Annotated in this window: 18 protein-coding genes; 7 read left to right on the forward strand and 11 right to left on the reverse strand. The window is 64.2% G+C overall.

What is annotated here, in order from left to right; all coding sequences use genetic code 11:
• Nucleotides 1-36 precede the first annotated feature (36 nt).
• Entirely contained in the window at nucleotides 37-981 is a 945-nt protein-coding gene (locus tag GSQ75_RS15165; protein ID WP_254058598.1) for a hypothetical protein, read from the reverse strand.
• 327 nt (nucleotides 982-1,308) lie between these two features.
• On the opposite strand from GSQ75_RS15165, the gene fusA reads away from it, so the two are divergent.
• The 3 genes from fusA (at nucleotide 1,309) to GSQ75_RS15180 (ending at nucleotide 4,603) form a co-directional block, all read left to right on the forward strand.
• A complete protein-coding gene (fusA, locus tag GSQ75_RS15170; RefSeq protein ID WP_158755677.1) occupies nucleotides 1,309-3,348 on the forward strand; it encodes an elongation factor G in 2,040 nt (679 codons plus the stop codon).
• Between the two features lie 87 nt (nucleotides 3,349-3,435).
• A complete protein-coding gene (locus tag GSQ75_RS15175; protein WP_158755678.1) occupies nucleotides 3,436-3,990 on the forward strand; it encodes a DUF6438 domain-containing protein in 555 nt (184 codons plus the stop codon).
• A 103-nt stretch (nucleotides 3,991-4,093) separates the two neighbouring features.
• A complete protein-coding gene (locus GSQ75_RS15180; protein WP_158755679.1) occupies nucleotides 4,094-4,603 on the forward strand; it encodes a GreA/GreB family elongation factor in 510 nt (169 codons plus the stop codon).
• Between the two features lie 19 nt (nucleotides 4,604-4,622).
• Here GSQ75_RS15180 and GSQ75_RS15185 read toward each other — a convergent pair whose 3' ends face one another.
• The 8 genes from GSQ75_RS15185 to GSQ75_RS15220 are packed head-to-tail and all read right to left on the reverse strand — an operon-like array spanning nucleotide 4,623 to nucleotide 12,303.
• Nucleotides 4,623-5,930 (reverse strand): DUF58 domain-containing protein, encoded by a 1,308-nt coding sequence (locus GSQ75_RS15185; RefSeq protein ID WP_158755804.1) that lies wholly within the window; start codon nucleotides 5,928-5,930, stop codon nucleotides 4,623-4,625.
• Nucleotides 5,930-6,937 (reverse strand): MoxR family ATPase, encoded by a 1,008-nt coding sequence (locus GSQ75_RS15190; protein ID WP_158755680.1) that lies wholly within the window; start codon nucleotides 6,935-6,937, stop codon nucleotides 5,930-5,932. Before GSQ75_RS15190 ends, GSQ75_RS15185 begins: the two co-directional genes overlap by 1 nt.
• Nucleotides 6,934-8,061, reverse strand: a complete 1,128-nt coding sequence (locus GSQ75_RS15195) for a DUF4350 domain-containing protein (protein WP_158755681.1) — start codon at nucleotides 8,059-8,061, stop codon at nucleotides 6,934-6,936. The genes GSQ75_RS15190 and GSQ75_RS15195 overlap by 4 nt, the downstream gene beginning before the upstream one ends.
• Entirely contained in the window at nucleotides 8,058-9,587 is a 1,530-nt protein-coding gene (locus GSQ75_RS15200) for a DUF4129 domain-containing protein (protein WP_158755682.1), read from the reverse strand. The genes GSQ75_RS15195 and GSQ75_RS15200 overlap by 4 nt, the downstream gene beginning before the upstream one ends.
• Nucleotides 9,577-10,554: a stage II sporulation protein M gene (locus tag GSQ75_RS15205; RefSeq protein WP_158755683.1), complete on the reverse strand. Its 978-nt coding sequence runs from the start codon at nucleotides 10,552-10,554 to the stop codon at nucleotides 9,577-9,579. The genes GSQ75_RS15200 and GSQ75_RS15205 overlap by 11 nt, the downstream gene beginning before the upstream one ends.
• Nucleotides 10,551-11,231, reverse strand: coding sequence for an RDD family protein (locus GSQ75_RS15210; protein ID WP_158755684.1), 681 nt, complete (start codon nucleotides 11,229-11,231; stop codon nucleotides 10,551-10,553). The genes GSQ75_RS15205 and GSQ75_RS15210 overlap by 4 nt, the downstream gene beginning before the upstream one ends.
• A complete protein-coding gene (locus GSQ75_RS15215; RefSeq protein ID WP_254058599.1) occupies nucleotides 11,231-11,884 on the reverse strand; it encodes an RDD family protein in 654 nt (217 codons plus the stop codon). The genes GSQ75_RS15210 and GSQ75_RS15215 overlap by 1 nt, the downstream gene beginning before the upstream one ends.
• Nucleotides 11,836-12,303 carry an SET domain-containing protein-lysine N-methyltransferase gene (locus GSQ75_RS15220; protein WP_158755686.1) on the reverse strand — a complete coding sequence of 156 codons (468 nt, stop codon included), beginning with the start codon at nucleotides 12,301-12,303 and terminating at the stop codon, nucleotides 11,836-11,838. The genes GSQ75_RS15215 and GSQ75_RS15220 overlap by 49 nt, the downstream gene beginning before the upstream one ends.
• Nucleotides 12,304-12,425: 122 nt before the next feature.
• Between GSQ75_RS15220 and GSQ75_RS15225 the strand changes: the two genes are divergently transcribed.
• Nucleotides 12,426-12,908 carry a hypothetical protein gene (locus tag GSQ75_RS15225; protein WP_158755687.1) on the forward strand — a complete coding sequence of 161 codons (483 nt, stop codon included), beginning with the start codon at nucleotides 12,426-12,428 and terminating at the stop codon, nucleotides 12,906-12,908.
• A gap of 55 nt (nucleotides 12,909-12,963) precedes the next feature.
• Entirely contained in the window at nucleotides 12,964-14,739 is a 1,776-nt protein-coding gene (locus GSQ75_RS15230; RefSeq protein WP_158755688.1) for an acyl-CoA dehydrogenase C-terminal domain-containing protein, read from the forward strand.
• A 200-nt stretch (nucleotides 14,740-14,939) separates the two neighbouring features.
• On the opposite strand, the gene GSQ75_RS15235 is transcribed toward GSQ75_RS15230, so the two are convergent.
• Nucleotides 14,940-15,161, reverse strand: coding sequence for a hypothetical protein (locus GSQ75_RS15235; protein WP_158755689.1), 222 nt, complete (start codon nucleotides 15,159-15,161; stop codon nucleotides 14,940-14,942).
• A 98-nt stretch (nucleotides 15,162-15,259) separates the two neighbouring features.
• On the opposite strand from GSQ75_RS15235, the gene GSQ75_RS15240 reads away from it, so the two are divergent.
• Complete coding sequence (locus GSQ75_RS15240; RefSeq protein ID WP_158755690.1) at nucleotides 15,260-15,505, forward strand: hypothetical protein; 246 nt, start codon at nucleotides 15,260-15,262, stop codon at nucleotides 15,503-15,505.
• Between the two features lie 11 nt (nucleotides 15,506-15,516).
• Here the strand turns inward: GSQ75_RS15240 and GSQ75_RS15245 are convergent, their stop codons facing one another.
• A complete protein-coding gene (locus GSQ75_RS15245) occupies nucleotides 15,517-15,948 on the reverse strand; it encodes a hypothetical protein (RefSeq protein ID WP_158755691.1) in 432 nt (143 codons plus the stop codon).
• Nucleotides 15,949-16,050: 102 nt separating this feature from the next.
• On the opposite strand from GSQ75_RS15245, the gene GSQ75_RS15250 reads away from it, so the two are divergent.
• A complete protein-coding gene (locus tag GSQ75_RS15250) occupies nucleotides 16,051-16,347 on the forward strand; it encodes a transposase (protein WP_158755692.1) in 297 nt (98 codons plus the stop codon).
• The last annotated feature ends 66 nt before the right edge of the window (nucleotides 16,348-16,413 follow it).

The raw sequence follows: 16,413 nt of genomic DNA on the forward strand, positions 1-16,413 counted from the left end.
AAGTGTAATAGGCGCAGCCGCGGTTCCGCGTGACACTCAGGGATGACTGGCGGCACCCGCGGCACGATCATGCAGCTCGGCATCGACTGCGCGGTTCGGCGTATCCACCGGACAACCCGACGCCAGCGGTTTGCCGGCACGGTACATCGCGATGCATGCCTCCACGCTGGGTGGCCTGGCTGCATGCGGATCGACCGCCAGCGGCCGGGGAGCCATGCTCAAACGCTCGTCGCCATCCTTCGCCGAGGGCGGTGGTGGCGGATCGCCGCCGCAGCCACCGGCGAGCATGGCGAGGGAAATACCGCAATGAAGACGCACGCCACCGGGCAGGTTGATGGTTTTCTTGACCGTGGTCTTGTCCACCAGCTTCTGCAATGCATCGTCGACCACATTGCCATTGCCGTTCCAATCCTTCTCGAAGCGCGTCGCCTGGTAATTGACCGGACTGCTGTGCTGCATGATCTGGGTGTTGCCCTGCGGCATGTTCGATACGTAGCCGGAAGTCGGGGCACTGGCGGCCGATGTCGGCAACAGCAGCGCGCCGTTCTTGTCGTACAACTTCGCCGCGTCAACCGGTTTCGGTGGCGGCAACTGCACGGTCATCGCGTCCTTCGACACCGGCTCCAACTCGCGCGGTTTCGGCAACGCGCGTGGTTTCACGACCAGCGGCGGCAGTGCCGGCGGCGGCGGAACCACGGCAACCGGCGCATTCGTGATGAAGCGCACCTCCAGCACTTCCTGCGGCTGCGCATGCTGCATCGTCGATATCGGCTGCGGGCGCATCTCGCCCCAGATCACCAGCATGAACAGCACATGCAGCAGCAGCGCCACGACCAACGCCAGGCCGTGCCAGCGTCGCTCATGCCACGGATCGCGCCAGCGCAGCTGCCGCAGCCGCGCCCGTGTCGGCCCATCCAGCGGGGACAGCCCACGACCTGGCGAGCCATCGTGTGATGGCTGGCTGTGCTGCCCGACCTGCAACGGATGAACGATGACGACACCTCAATGGCACGAATCATTGCCGACAGGATGCCGGATGGCGTTTGAACCCAGGGGGACTCGCAGACGCATGGGGAATTCACGCGCCCATGACAGACCGCTGCAGGGCCGCGCCGGTTCCCCGCAGTGCAGCTTGACCACGCACCGCATTCGCTCAAGGCTAGGCGGGCGGCGTCACTCGCCGCCCCGCCATGACCGCCCTCACGGACGACCATGACGGCCCGCCACTTCAGTCGCCAACGCGCGGCTTCGTGCGGCGCCGTTGTCCAAGCCGGCACGACCCGCGCCCAGTCATGGGAGGGTCGCATCGTGTCGTACACCACGGAAAGCATCCGCAATATCGCGCTCGCCGGCCACTCCGGCGTGGGCAAGACCACGCTGTTCGAAGCACTGCTGCTGGCCGGCGGCGCGATCCAGACCGCCGGTTCGGTGGAGCGCGGCACCACCGTCTCGGATACCGACAGCCAGGAAAAGGCGCGCGCCCACTCGATCGACAGCTGCGTTGCGCATATCGATCGTGCTGGCTATCACCTCAACCTGATCGACACCGCCGGTTACGCCGACTACCGCGGCGCCACGCTGTCCGCACTGGCGGCGGTGGAAACCGTGGCGGTGGTGGTCAATGCGATCAACGGCATCGAGCACGGCACCCGTCGCATGATGGCGCATGCGCGCTCACGCGGACTGGCCTGCATGCTGGTGATCAACAAGATCGACTTCGATGGCGCCGACCTCGCGGCTCTGGTGGACACGTTGCGCGAGGAGTTCGGCAGCGAATGCCTGCCGGTGAACCTGCCCGCGGGCCACGGCAAGCGCGTGCTCGACTGCTTCTTCCACAGCGAGGGGGCCACTGATTTCTCCTCGCTGGCCGAGGCGCACCAGCGCATCCTCGATCAGGTCGTGGAGATCAACGAGACGATGATGGGCACCTACCTCGACGCCGGCGAAGCTGCACTGACACCGCAGCAGCTACACGACGCGTTCGAGCAGTGCCTGCGCGAAGGGCACCTGGTGCCGATCTGCTTCGTCAGCGCACGTACGGGAGCGGGCGTCCACGAATTGCTTGAAGTCGCCGCGCGGTTGCTGCCGAACCCGGCCGAGGGCAACCCGCCACCGTTCGTGCGTGGCGACGGCACCGCACTGGAAATCAATCCCGATCCGAAAAGTCACGTGATCGCCGATGTGTTCAAGATCGTCAACGATCCGTTCGTCGGCAAGCTTGGCATCTTCCGCGTGTGGCAGGGCACGATCCGTCGCGATAGCCAGTTGCTGATCGACGACGGCCGCAAGCCATTCAAGGTCGGCCATCTGTTCCGCCTGCAGGGCAAGACGCATGTGGAAATCGAGGCCGCCATTCCCGGCGACATCGCCGCGGTGGCGAAGATCGAGGACATCCACTTCGATGCGGTACTGCACGATTCGCACGAAGAGGATCGCATCACGCTCGCTCCGCTGGCATTTCCGGCACCGATGTTCGGCCTCGCGCTGGAACCGAAGCACAAAGGCCAGGAACAGAAGCTCTCCAACGCGTTGGCACGGCTGGCCGAGGAGGACCCGTGCTTTCGCGTCGAGCACCACAAGGAACTCAACGAGACGGTGGTGCGTGGGCTATCCGACCTGCACCTGAAGGTGATGCTGGAACGCATGCGTGAGCGCTACGGCGTCGAGGTTGCAACCCATCCGCCACGCATCGCCTATCGCGAAACCATTGCCGGCCACGCCGAAGGCCATCACCGGCACAAGAAGCAGACCGGCGGTGCCGGCCAGTTCGGCGAGGTGTTCCTGCGGGTGGAGCCGCTCGATCGCGGCGTCGGTTTCGAATTCGTCGATGCAGTGAAGGGTGGCGTGATTCCCGGTCAGTACCTGCCGGCGATCGAGAAAGGCGTGCGGCAGGCGATGGAGCACGGCGCCATTGCCGGCTACCCGCTGCAGGATCTGCGGGTAACCGTTTACGACGGCAAATACCATCCGGTCGATTCGAAGGAGGTGGCGTTCATCAGCGCCGGCAAGAAGGCCTTCCTCGACGCCATCGGCAAGGCGCGCCCGGTGGTGCTGGAGCCGATCGTGAATGTCGAGGTGGCGATACCCGAGCACAATGTCGGCGACGTTACCGGCGGCCTCGCCGGTAAACGCGCACGCATCATGGGAACCGACACCCAGCGCGGCGGCGAGCTGGTAATCAAGGCGCAGGCGCCGCTGGCCGAACTGATCGACTATCCCACCGAACTGAAGTCGATGACGGGGGGACGTGGCCGCTACAGCCTGGACCTCAGCCATTACGAAGTGGTGCCGCCGAACGTGCAGAAACAGCTCAGCGAGGCATGGAAGCCGCATGTGGATGAGGACTGATGTACAACAACTGCAGGCTTGAAGCGGGTCCGGCATCGTGCCGCACCGGCGAGCTGGCAACATCCGAAGACAACCATGGAGAATCCGATGAATCCGGCTCGCATCCCGCTCGGCCGCAGCATCATCACCTGCGCTGCGCTATGGCTAGGCGCCTGCGGGCTGCGCGTCGATGCTGCGCCGGACCAGCCAACGCATGGCATGAGTGTCACCTTGCAGCGCAGCAGCTGTTTCGGCAACTGCCCCAGCTATACCGTGACGGCGGCATCGGATGGCGAGATCAGCTTCGAGGGCCACTTGCATATGCGGACCGGCAGCGCGCGCGGCCACGCCACACCGGCGCAGCTGGCGAACATTCTCGCCGCAGTTGAACAGGTCGGATTCCGCTCGATGCATGACAGCTATGTCTCGCACGACGATGGCTGCGAACCGGTGATGAGCGACATGCCAGGCATCAAGATCACTGTCGTCGACAGCGAAGGCAGCAAGAGCGTTGATTTCTACAACGGTTGCGCGGGTGCCACTGCCGATGCGGTGCGCCCAAGGATTGAACAACTGGCCAACACCATCGACCGGCAACTGGACACCGCACGCTGGATCGGCAAGCCGGCAGCGCCGGGCGACGCGGAAAGAGCCGATCGCTGACACCCGATCGCCATGGTCGTCACGCCGACGCTTGATTCATGGCGGAATGGCCGCCATTTACATCCATCAGCACGTGCACTGCGCATGGTCGCGGGAGAACACGATGAGCCGAGCCTTCACCAAGGAACCCGACGGCGGCGATGCGCCGGCGCTGCCGGACTTGCCACTGAGCGAGCACCCGAACTACGTCACCCCGCATGGGTTGGCGCAGTTGCGTGCGCGGCTTCAGGCGGCCACCACGCGACGCGATGCGTTGAAAGCCTCGACCGACACGATGACGCAGCAGAACGAACTGGCGCCGCTGGAACGCGAGCTGCGCTGGCTGCACGCACGCATAAACAGCGCGATCGAAGTGGATCTGCTGTCGCAGCCGCAGGACCGCGTCGCGTTCGGCGCCATCGTCACCGTGGACAGCGTCGAAGGCGAACAGCGCTACTGCATCGTCGGCGAGGACGAAGCCGATGCCGAACAGCATCGGGTCAGTTATCTGTCGCCGTTGGCGCAGGCCCTGCTCGGCGCCCGCGTCGGTGACGAGGTGAACTGGAAACGCCCGGCCGGCGACCTGTCGATCGAGGTGGTCGCGATCGGCTACGACGGTGAGACGCAGCCATGAAGGCCACGGCAGCAGCACACTAAAGCCGGCCACCCCGCTTCACGCTGAGATAGCGCTCGATCAGTGCACCCGACAATTCGCCGCAGCTTACGTCGAGCGTGTTCACGCCCTCGCGGCGCAGGCCTTCGTGCACGCGTTCACGTTCGCTCAGGTAGTGCATCGCCGCTGCACTGCGGATGCCGGTTTCCAGACTGTCGCCGGCCTCGGCGGCGACCCGGTCCAGCGCCACCTCGCGCAGACTGACCAGCATCACCAGATGACGCTGCGCCAGCATCGCCACTGCTGCACGCAATTCCGCATCGTCCTCGTCGCGCACGTTGGTGATCAGCACGATTAGCGCGCGACGCTGCTGGTGTGCCTGCAGTGCGCTGGCCGCGGCGAGGTAATCGGTCGCCAGCGGCATCGCCTGCAGGTCGTAACCGGCGGCGAGCAGCATGTCCATGCCGCCACTGCCCTGCTGTGGCGGCAACCAGCGTTGCTGCTGGCCGGTGCAGGCCAGCATGCCGACCGCATCGCCTTGGCGCAGCGCGATGCTGGCCAGCGCCAGTGACGCGTTCAGCACGTGATCGAAATGCGCCAGATGATCGTCCTGCGCCAACATGCGCCGGCCGCAGTCGAGCATCAGTACCACCTGCTGGTTGCGCTCGTCGCGGTACTCGCGTGAGATCAACCGGTTGCTGCGCGCTGTGGCCTTCCAGTCGATCTTGCGCAGGCTGTCGCCGACGCGGTAATCGCGCAACTCCTGAAACTCGGTGCCTTCGCCGCGACGCCGTTGCAGCCGCGCGCCGACACTGCGTGAGGCCAGCTCCACGCTGAGCCCGGCCAACTCCGCCAGCGACGCAAAATTCGGATACACCTTCACCGTCGAGGTTGCGCCAATCACCCGGCGTGACGTCCAGCAGTACCACGGCGAGCGCAGTTGCAGATGGCAACCGTCAAAGCTGAACTGGCCGCGGGCATCCGGCGTCACCGTGTAATCGAGCAGCAGTTCGTTGCCAGACTGCAACGACAATTTGCGCGGCATTCCACGCACCGTCCAGCCACCCGGATGCAGGTCGTGCAGTCGCAACTGCTGTGTGCGCCGGGTGACTGCGCGCAGACGCAGACTGACGCGCGCCTCCGGACCCAGCGGCATCACCGGCGCCACTTCGCGCTGCAGCTGCGGCGAAGGCGCTCTGCGCAGGCGCCAGCCATCGAACAGCGCCAGCATCGCGACGGCGAGGCCACAGGCCAGCCATGTCGGCAACGGCAGCCAGCCCAGACTGGCCAGCACGCCGAGCACGGTCCAGCCGGCCAGCAGCCACAACAGGAGCGGTGCCGGTCGCATCATTGGCGAGGTGCCGGCACCTTGTGCAGCAGCGCGCCAAGCACGTCGTCCGCGCGCTGGCGCTCGATCAGCGCCTCGGGTGCCAGCAGCAGGCGATGCCGCAGCGCTGGCAGCGCCACCGCGCGCACATCGTCCGGGGTGACGAAATCACGTCCATCGAGTACCGCCTGCGCGCGCGCCAGCCGCGCCAGCGCCAAGCCACCGCGTGGACCAGCGCCACCGATCACGCCCGACCATTCGCGCGTGGCGCGCACGATACGCACGGCATAGTCAGTTACTGCGGCATCCATGCGGATCGCAGCGACGCCCTGCTGCAACGCCAGCAGTTCCGGCTGTCCCATTACCGGCTTCACCCGCGAGACATCGAGATCGGCGGCTACCTTGCCGTTGACCACGCTGGCGACCATGCGGCGCTCGTCCTCCAGCGTGGGGTAGCCGATCACCACCTTGATCAGGAAGCGGTCGAGCTGCGCCTCGGGCAATGGATAGGTGCCCTCCTGCTCGATCGGATTCTGCGTAGCCACCACCATGAATGGCGCCGGCAGCGCAAAGCGCCGGCCCTCGATGGTGACCTGCCCTTCCTGCATCGATTCGAGCAGCGCCGCCTGGGTCTTGGCCGGTGCGCGATTGATCTCGTCAGCCAGCAGCAGGTTCGCGAACACCGGGCCGCGGCGGATCTGGAAACGCTCGCTCTTGGGATCGTAGATCGCATGGCCGGTGACATCGGCAGGCATCAGGTCAGGCGTGAACTGCACACGGCCGAAGGTGCAACTGACTGACGCAGCCAGTGCACGCACCAGCAGAGTCTTGCCCAGGCCAGGGACGCCCTCGATCAGTACATGGCCGGCCGCCAGCAAGGCCAGCAAGACCTGGTCGAACACCTCGGTCTGGCCGATGAAGGCGTGTGCGACCTGCTCGCGCAGGGCACGCGCATGCGCGCCGAGTTCGGCGAGCGAAAGCGATACCGGCGATGTGACCGGCGCGGCATCGAGGGTTTCGGTAGTCATGGGCGGCTCCTGAGTCGCGCCAGGGTGATGATGCATGCGCGAAACGCCTGTGCGTTCGCGGGGGACTGGAAAGCTTGGGCAATCTGCTCCGGGGCCAGCTGGCTGCGCAGCGCGAGGCGCGCATACAGGGCATCGCCGTTGAGCATGGCGCAGGCCGGGTCGCGTCGACGCAGGCGTGTCAGCACCGCCTGGCAAGCCAGGTTGTGCAGGCTGCGCCCGCTGTCGCGACGGTAGATGAATTCGCCGGCCGCCTGCACATGCTCGAGCAGGGCGCGCCGATGCAAAGCCGGTGCCGGCATCAGCGGCCCGAACCGCTCGCTGCGCATGGCCATCCACGCGGCCAGCAGAAGGCTCAGTGCCAGCAGCGCCGGCCAGCCCTTGAGCAACAGCAGTTTCAGGAACGACATGCCGTCCAGTGCGTATACCAGGTAGATCTGCCCCTGCCCGAGATTCGGCGCCAGCAGGCGCCAGCCAAACTGCTGGGCCGCGGTCTTGCGCAACTGCTCGCGCGAGATCATGTCCATGTCGACCAGCAGGCTGACCGTACCGGCCGCCACTTTCGTGCGGGCAAACAGATAGCCATCCTGCAGATTGCCGATCGCCGCATCGACCGCCGCGCCAGCCACCGGGTTCAAGCGGAAGCGTTGGCCACACAACTGCACATCATCGTTCTCCTTGTCACCGACACCACCCACCGGATGGATCAAGCTGCAGGCGAACTCCGCCTTGCGCGCATCGAGCAGGTTCAACGCCTCGAACAGCGGCGTGTGCGTGGCAGCCACGACCGAGCCCGGCGACAGCAGCAGGTGACCGCCGGTGCGAACCCACGCGGCGATCCGCCTGGCGTCATCGACATCGATGCGGCTGACATCGTCACCCAGCACCAGGGTGTCACCGGGCCTGAGTGGCATCTGTTGCGGATTCAGCGAGGTCTGCGAACTCACCGTAAAGTCCAGCCGGCTCAGCATCTGCTCAAGCGCGAAGAAGCGGTTGAAACTCGCCTCGCCATGTGCGGCCACCGGTTGCGTCACATCCTTGCGCTCGAACGTGGCGAAGAAGGCCCCGACCAGAAGCAGCAGCACGCCGAGCGCCAACAGGCTCACATAGAACGCGTTGCGGTTCATGCGGGTGCTCCCACCTGCACCGGCCAGCCGACCAGCAGACTCTCGACCACAGCGTCATCCGGATAACGCCCGGCGTAGGCCGCGAACTGCCAGGTGCGCACGATCGCGACGACACGTTGGGCACGCGCCTGGTCGGCCATCGTCGTGGCCTGACGCAGCCAGTACGCCTCGGTCGCATCGATCGACATGGGCAGCTGCAGCAGCCGCGTGGTCTGTTCCACGCAGCCACGATACAGCAGCGCCAGCGCCTCGCGCTGGCGCTGTGCGCGCCAGAGTGTACGGATCGCCCCGGCAAGATCCGCCGGCAACGGCACATCCGCTACCACGTGTGTGCGCAATGTCGGCAGCGGAGTGGTGGACCCCACATCGATGTGGACGCGCGTGCCGCGCCAGCGCCAGACGAAGCGCAGCAAGGCCCCGATCGCCACCGCCACCAGCAACCACAGCGCCAGCTTCAGAATCGTCGCCACCATGCCTGCGAACGCCGGAAACAGCGGCTGCATCGGCGTGGCCGTAGGCTGCGGTGCCGACGGGTGTTTGAGCACCCACTCGCGCACCTTGCGCTCGCCACCGAAGCGCGGGTCGCGATAGACCTCGGTGGCGGCGGCTTCGAAACGTTGCTGGTCAGCTCCGTCTACGGGTTGCGTGAACACCTGTTCCAGCGATGTCGGCGTCGTCACCCGTGAACCTTGCGGGCTGCTGGTTGCATGACCCGCCAGCGGCCAGCAACAGGCGCACGCCAGCAGCACAGCCAAAGTCTTGCCACTCGCCTGCAGCCGCTCGCGCAGGCGACGGAATGCGAGATCGATGTCCCACGCCTCCAGCTGCGTGCGACGGTTGAGATACAGCGCGAATCCACACGCCACGTACAGCGGCTCGATCGCACTCATCGCCAGATAGGCCACGGCCGATGTCAGCAGCATCCAGACCGTCGAGGCTGCATGCACATCGACGCGGAAGAAGGCTGGCAACGAATCCGGCAACCATTCGCGTGGGATCAACAGCAGCGCCAGCAACCATACGCTGAGAAACAACACCAGCTCGAACTGCAGGCAACCGTAGGTCAACAGGCTGGCATCCGCCACGATGCGCCGCCGCAGCACGCTCCAGCGCGCCGAACGCTGCTTGCCCGGCAGGCCTTCGAGCAACTCCAGCGGCAGGCGCAGCGATCGGTTGCTGTCGATCCGCAACCAGCTCAGCGCCACCCACGTGTTGCCCCACGGCCACTGGCCCTGGCCGCGCAGCGTCTCACGCCAGCCCGGAGCGCGATCGAACACCGCACGCGACAGCACGTACAGCGGCAGCCGATCGAACAACGGCTTGAGCCACCACATCAACACCAGACCCAGCCAGGGCAGACCCAGCGCAACACCCAGTGCATTGCAGGTCACGAACACCGGCAAGGTGAACGCAAACCATGCCGACCACACCGCACGCGCATTTGCCCGCAGCATGACGGCACCTAGGTCCAACGCCTCGCGTGGCGCGCGCGGTCGCAGTACCACACTGATCCGTTCAAGCTCCATTGCTGCGCTCCCGACCACCGCGCCACAACCAGCCCAGCACGAGCAACCACAGCAACGCGCCGCTGCCGAACTTCACCTCGTTTGGCAGCGCCGCGATCGACGACCAGTAGGCTTCGATGAAAGCGGCGACCAGCAGCATCGCAAACGCGCCCAACGCCAGCTGCGCACCGACCCAGCCGGCGGCGACCATGGCCGGGCCGCGCCGTTGCCGACCCGGCATCAGCAGGGTCAGGCCCAACTGCAGGCCGGCACCGCCGGCAATCACCAAAGCGCTCAGCTCGAACGCCGAGTGCGCCACCACGAAGCGCCAGAACGGGCCGCCATAACCGATCGCGTTGAGGTGCCCAGCGACGCCGCCAATCAGTACGCCGTTGGCAGCCAGCACGTAGATCGCACCGACGCCGAAGAACAGTCCCGAGGCAAAGGTGCGAAATGCGATGCTGACGTTGTTCATCACGTAGAAACCAAACATCTGCAGGTCAGTTCCACTGCTGCGCCCGATGTGGGGATTGCCTGGGTCATACATTTTTTCGAACTGCGCCAGCTGCGCGCTGCTGAATACCGTATGTGCAAACTCGGGACGCAGTTGCATCAGCACCAGGGTGATCAGCGCAGGCAGATAGAACAGCAGCGCCGCCGCCGTCATGCAGCGCCACTGCGAGCGCACCAGGCGCGGAAACCCCGCGAGCAGGAAAACAGCTACTCGATGCCAGCGCGGCGCCGGTGGTCGATACAGCACGCGATGCCCTTGCTGCACCAGACGCTGCAGGCGATCGGTGACCTCACGGCTATAGCCACGCCCTCGCGCCAGCGCCAGCTGATGGCACAAGCGCCGATAGGACTGCGGGAAATCCAGCGCATGCTCCTGTCGCATCGTGCGCTGCGGCTGCCGCTCGAGCGCGCTCAGCCAGGACTGCAGGCTGTCCCATTCGCGACCGTGCATGGCGACGAAACGCTCCTGCTTCATGCGCGCCCCAGCAGCCAGTTGGCGTGGGCGATCAGCTGCGATACCGCAGCGGTGTCACGACGCCCGGTCAGCGACATCAGCAGATTGGCCAGTTCCTCCTGCCGCTGCAGCGTGAGCTGACCGGAGCGTTCGGCGAACTCCACCAGTGCGGCCTGCTCGTCGGCCGCCAGTACGACCGGCGGCGGTATCGCTGCGACGGTCGGTACCTGTGCGCCGGCCGGCAGCTCGCTCGTATGCACCACCATCGTGCCGGCGATGATGTCGCCGAGCCGACGCGCATGCGGATCGATCAGCGTGCAGGCCAGGCCGACGCCATACACGCCTGGCAGCGCATCCACCACGCGCAGCAGGTTGCGCACCACCGATGGCACCCAGGTAACCGGGGTGCCATCGGCATTGACCACGCGCAGGCCAAGCATGCGCTTGCCCACGGTCTGGCCGTTCATCCAGACCTCGCACACCACCGAGTAGGCCCACATCAGCCCGAACATCAACAGCATGGCCAGCCCGTTACCGCCGACGCCGAGCAGTGACAGCGGGATCATCGCCAGCATGAACACCCCCAGCCGCAGCAGCGCATCGAGCATCCATGCCTGCGCGCGTGGCAACGCACCGGCCGCGCGCAGGCGCAGGCTGATCCCCTCGGGTGTTTCGATCTCGCGTACCGTGTCGAGCATCAAGCGTCGACGACGATGGTGTCGGCGATCAGGTCATGCAAGCAGCGCCGCTCCTTGCCGAAGATCAGCAGCGGATCAACCAGATTGATCAGCTTTCCCACAAAAGGGATCAGGCCTATCAGAACAACCGGCATCACCCGCAGGAAGATGTAGCGTGCCAAGCCGACGCGGTTGCCGTCGGTGCGCACGATGGCAATGTCCAGCGCACGTTTGCCGATCGTCTGCCCGCTGCGATGAATCATGATGCAGTTGACGACGAATACACCGATCAACAGGGCCAGACCCAGCAGAATCAAACCCACCATGGGTGCGGCAGGCTTCAGCCCATGCCTGACGTCAACCACCATGGTGGCACCCCAGATGATCGGGAGAATCCAGATCAGGCTGACCAGGCCATCCAGCAGTGCAGCACCAAGGCGTTTGCCACGCCCGGCCTTGCGGTTTTCCAGATCGTACGCATCCCATGCAGCCACATCATCGACCACGGCCGCTGGCGCGGCATACGGATTCGCTTCCATCGCGCCCTTCCCCTTGATGCTGTCCCCATTGCCCTCCCCCATGTCGGGCAACGATGGCGAGTATAGAAGCGAATTTTGACCGTTGACTACCGCTTGGATTTGAGCAGGGTACCGGTGCACTTCGGCGAACCGCACAGGCACACCCACAGCTTCTTCAGCCGTGCGGTGTGCGGCACCTCGAGCACGATGCCGTAGTCGTAGGTGAGTTCCTCGCCTGGCTTGATCGCGCGGATCGTCTCGATCACCACCCGATCCCTGCGCGGATCGCCGCTGGCGCTTTCCTCGACCACGGCGCGGCAGTTCGGTGCGCAACTGTGGTTGATCCAGCGCGCGCTGTTGCCGTGCTGGTTGGCGTCGATGATGTAGTCGTCGTTGAGCGTGAACAGGAACGTATGGCCGGTCTCGCCGCCGTCGCCGTACAAGTCGTCGGCCTCGGCATGAGTCAACAGCTTGCCCTTGTACTCGATGATTTCCTCGCCCTTGGCAATCGGGGCGGTAGCGAATACGCCGTTGCCGTGGATCGGCGAGCGGCGGGCAGTGATGCGACGGGTCATGTAAGGAATCTGCTGGCAAGGGAAGACCCGCGATGATGCCTGCTGCACCTCGCGATGGGAACCGCCGCTGACTTTGTCATGCCGGCTGGGATAAGATTCAAACAATCGTTTGAGGAGAAGCCATGAAACGACTGTTGCGAGGCTTTCTGCTTGCCGCCCTGGCTGCCGGCCTGATCGCCTGCGGACCGCAGAAGAAGAGCGTCTATCCACCCACGCTGAGCATCCAGCAACTGGTGGTGCTGCCGAACGGCCAGTGGCAACTGACCGTGCGCATCCAGAACAACAGCTACGGCGAGATGGATTTCAAGTCGTTCGACGGCCAGCTGCAGATCGCCGAGCTGGTGCCGATCCGGCTGCACGCGAACTTCAAGCTGGACGTCCCGGCACTCGTCGGCGACGTGGTCCAGCTTGACGTGTTGCCCACGGCCCCGATGAGCAAGGCACTGCAGGCCATCGCCGGCAAAGGCAGCGCCGGCTCACTGGCCTACCGCGTCAGCGGCAGCGCCAGCGCCAAACCCGAACAGGAAAAGCAGCTTCGCGATTTCGACTTCAGCGGCAACGACTGGCTCTCGCCGGTACCGGGCATCCCCAACACCTATCGCTGACCCGCAACACCCTCGACCCACGCCCGCCACTACGCCCCGACACCAAGGAATCACCATGACCATCTACAAGGCCCCGCTCGACGATCTGCGCTTTGCCCTGTTCGACGTGCTTGGCGCCGAATCGACCCTGACCTCGCTGCAGGGCGGCGAGGCACACAGCCGCGACCTGCTCGACGCGGTGCTGGAGGAAGCCGGCCGCCTCAGCGAGCAGTTGCTGGCGCCGACCAACGGCCCCGCCGACGAGGAAGGCTGCCATTTCGACAAGGCCACCCAGGCGGTGACCACACCGAAGGGTTTCAAGGAAGCGTTCAAGCAGTTTGCCGAGGGTGGCTGGACCGGGCTGACCAACTCGGAAAAATATGGCGGCCAGGCGCTGCCCGGCGTACTCGGCACCGCCACCACCGAGATCTTCCAATCCGGCAACCTGGCGTGGAGCCTGTATCCACTGCTCTCCGAGGGCGCCACCCACGCCATGGAAATGCATGGTGAAGAGTGGCAACGCGAACGCTTCATGAAGCCGATCGTGGAGGGTCGCTGGACCGGCACGATGTGCCTGACCGAGCCGCAGGCCGGCTCCGACCTCGGCCTGCTCAAGACCCGTGCCGAACCCACTGACAACAATGCCTACAAGATCACCGGCACCAAGATCTTCATCAGCGCCGGCGAGCACGACCTCACCGAGAACATCGTGCACCTGGTGCTGGCCCGCCTGCCCGACGCGCCGGAAGGCAGCCGCGGCATCTCGATGTTCATCGTGCCGAAGTTCAAGGTCAACGAGGATGGTTCGCTGGGCGCGCGCAACACCGTCGCCGCCGGTGCGATCGAACACAAGATGGGCATCCACGCATGCTCCACCTGCGTGATCAACCTGGACGGCGCCGAGGGTTACCTGATCGGCAAGCCGCACAAGGGCTTGATGGCGATGTTCACCATGATGAATGCCGCACGTCTGTCGGTTGGCGTGCAGGGCTTGGCGCTGGCCGAACGCGCGCTGCAGAACAGCCTCAATTACGCGCGCGAACGCCTGCAGTCGCGTTCGCTGTCCGGCCCGAAGTTCCCCGACAAGCCGGCCGACAACCTGCTGGTGCAACCGGATGTGCGCCGCATGTTGCTGACCCAGCGCGCCTTCGTCGAAGGCTCGCGTGCGTTGCTGCTGTATACCGCGCTGCAAACCGACGTCGAGTCGCGCAGCACGGACGAAGCCGCGCGCAAGGCTGCTGGCGAACTGGTCGCATTCCTGATTCCGATCGCCAAGGGTATGGTCACCGAGCTGGCGCAGGAATGCACCAAGGAAGCCCTGCAGATCTATGGCGGCCATGGCTACATCGCCGAGAACGGCGTCGAGCAGTTCGTCCGCGACGCCCGCATCATCACCTTGTACGAAGGCACCACGGGAATCCAGGCCGCCGACCTGCTCGGCCGCAAGATCCTCCAGCTGCAAGGCGTGGGCTTCAAGCACTTCCTGCAGGAGATCAGCGTGTTCTGCCAGAAGCACAGCGCCGATGAAGCGTTGCGCACCCTGATCGGCCCGCTGGCGATCGCCACCAAGCAGTGGGGCGACCTCACCCTGCAGCTCGCCCAGCGCGTGCAGGCCAATCCGGAAGAACTCGGCGCCGCCGCCACCGACTACCTGTACTACTCCGGCTACGTCAGCCTCGCCTATTTATGGGCACGCAGCGTGGCTGCCGCCGAAGCCAGCACGCAGTCGGCTGCGTTCAAGCAGGCCAAGCGCGACACCGCCAGCTTCTACTTCACGCGCATCCTGCCGCGCACGCTGGTGCACAAGGCGGCGATCGAGGCCGGCGTGGCAAGCTTGCCCGAGATCGCCTGAAACACAACTTGATCATCAGGCAACAAAAAGCCCGGGCTTGCCCGGGCTTTTTTTGGGACTGTACCGCGGGTAGCAGCGACAACTATTCAACCGAAAGCTGATGCTTTCGACAACTCGCAGGAACATGTGCCGAACTTGGTCATGTTTGGCTCATGAGCGGCATCGCTCAGCGACCATGAGCGCATCACTGTCCGAAGTGACTACTGAACGGTACTGCTACTGAACCGCAGGTATTGCTGGATCAGCTCTTCGTGGGCTTCGGCAGCCTGCAAGAGTTCTCGCGCCATGGCTTCCTGCGCGTCGGCGACGGACGGCTTGGGCGGCTTCGCGGGCGCAGCTCTTGCCACCCGCAGATCAGGCACTTCGACCCGGGCCGGTTCGGACTCAAGCAGATAGGAGATGTCGTAGGCATGATCGTTCATGCGACAGGCTATGCAATAGGCTTGCCAACTTGAAGGCAGACCGATGTCTGGCTGCGGGATGTCGATAACGACAACGGGGCAGCGTCCAAGATGAGTTCTTGAACATCAAGAACGTCACGCGTGATGACGTACTGGGGGCACACCGTGTGCCGCCGCAACTGCTCGGCCTGGCGCCAGCGGGCACGACCGGGTTCGGCTCAGTCATTCCAGCAGCGCAGGTGTTCGCGATCAACGAGCTACTGCCGCTGCAGACACGCTTCCAGCAGCTCAACGAGTGGATGGGGCAGGAGGTGGTGACGTTCGACGAATACAAGGTCGTAGGGATGACCGAGAGCAACACGTAGAATTACGCGGACTAACGAGAAAACAAATTTCTTACGAATATACCAACAAGGTAACTCGAAGTTAGCGCAAAAACCGCCATGCTTAAGGCAAATGCATAGAGAGGCCAAGCATGATTGTAACCATCTAGTGCATCCTTATACATAAAAGCAAACGAAATTCCTGATGCGACTAATGAGATGGCACCTAAGAACCACACCCAGCGACGCCTTGTCCGATTGACACTCACTAAATAAGAGCTATTTGCGGTCGTTTCACTTGATCTTACCAAGCTTGGCGCTCTAGAAATTCTCACCAAATACGCACCGCCTAATGTCATAAAAATGCCAAAGAGTCGCACTAGAAAATCACTGAAATAAACTAATGTAATTACAAGGCCTGAGAGGCCTGTAACGATACCCAGCACATAAAGCCAGTATCTTTTTTTGGTGCTTCTTTGAGTCATAATCTGCTCACTGACAGGGTTTTCGCCGGAACGGGGTCAGGTTGAGCTGGCCCGGGTTTGACGGACACCTTTGAACAGGGACAATCCCCTGGGAGGTGTCAGATGGTCAAGCGTCAACGATTCACTGCCGAGTTCAAGCGCGAAGCGGTAAGGCTGCTCGACGCCGGCGAACGCCCGGCGTCAGAAGTGGCAATCGACTTGGGCATCCGCCGAAATCAACTCTACAAGTGGAAGGCCGAACAGGTTCGGTTGGGCGAGCTGTCGTTCCCGGGCTCCGGGCGTAAGCCCGCAGATCAGGACTCGGAGATCGTGCGCCTCAAGCGCGAGTTGGCTCGCGTCACGGAGGAGCGAGACATTTTAAAAAAAGCGGCGGCTTACTTCGCCAAGGAGTTGCCATGAAGTACCGTAAGCTCCCCCGCTAGGTAGACGCCACAGAAGTAGAACTTTCTGGCATGTTTCGGCCAG

It is taken from the genome of Dyella sp. S184 (genome assembly GCF_009766065.1).
Lineage (GTDB): Bacteria > Pseudomonadota > Gammaproteobacteria > Xanthomonadales > Rhodanobacteraceae > Rhodanobacter.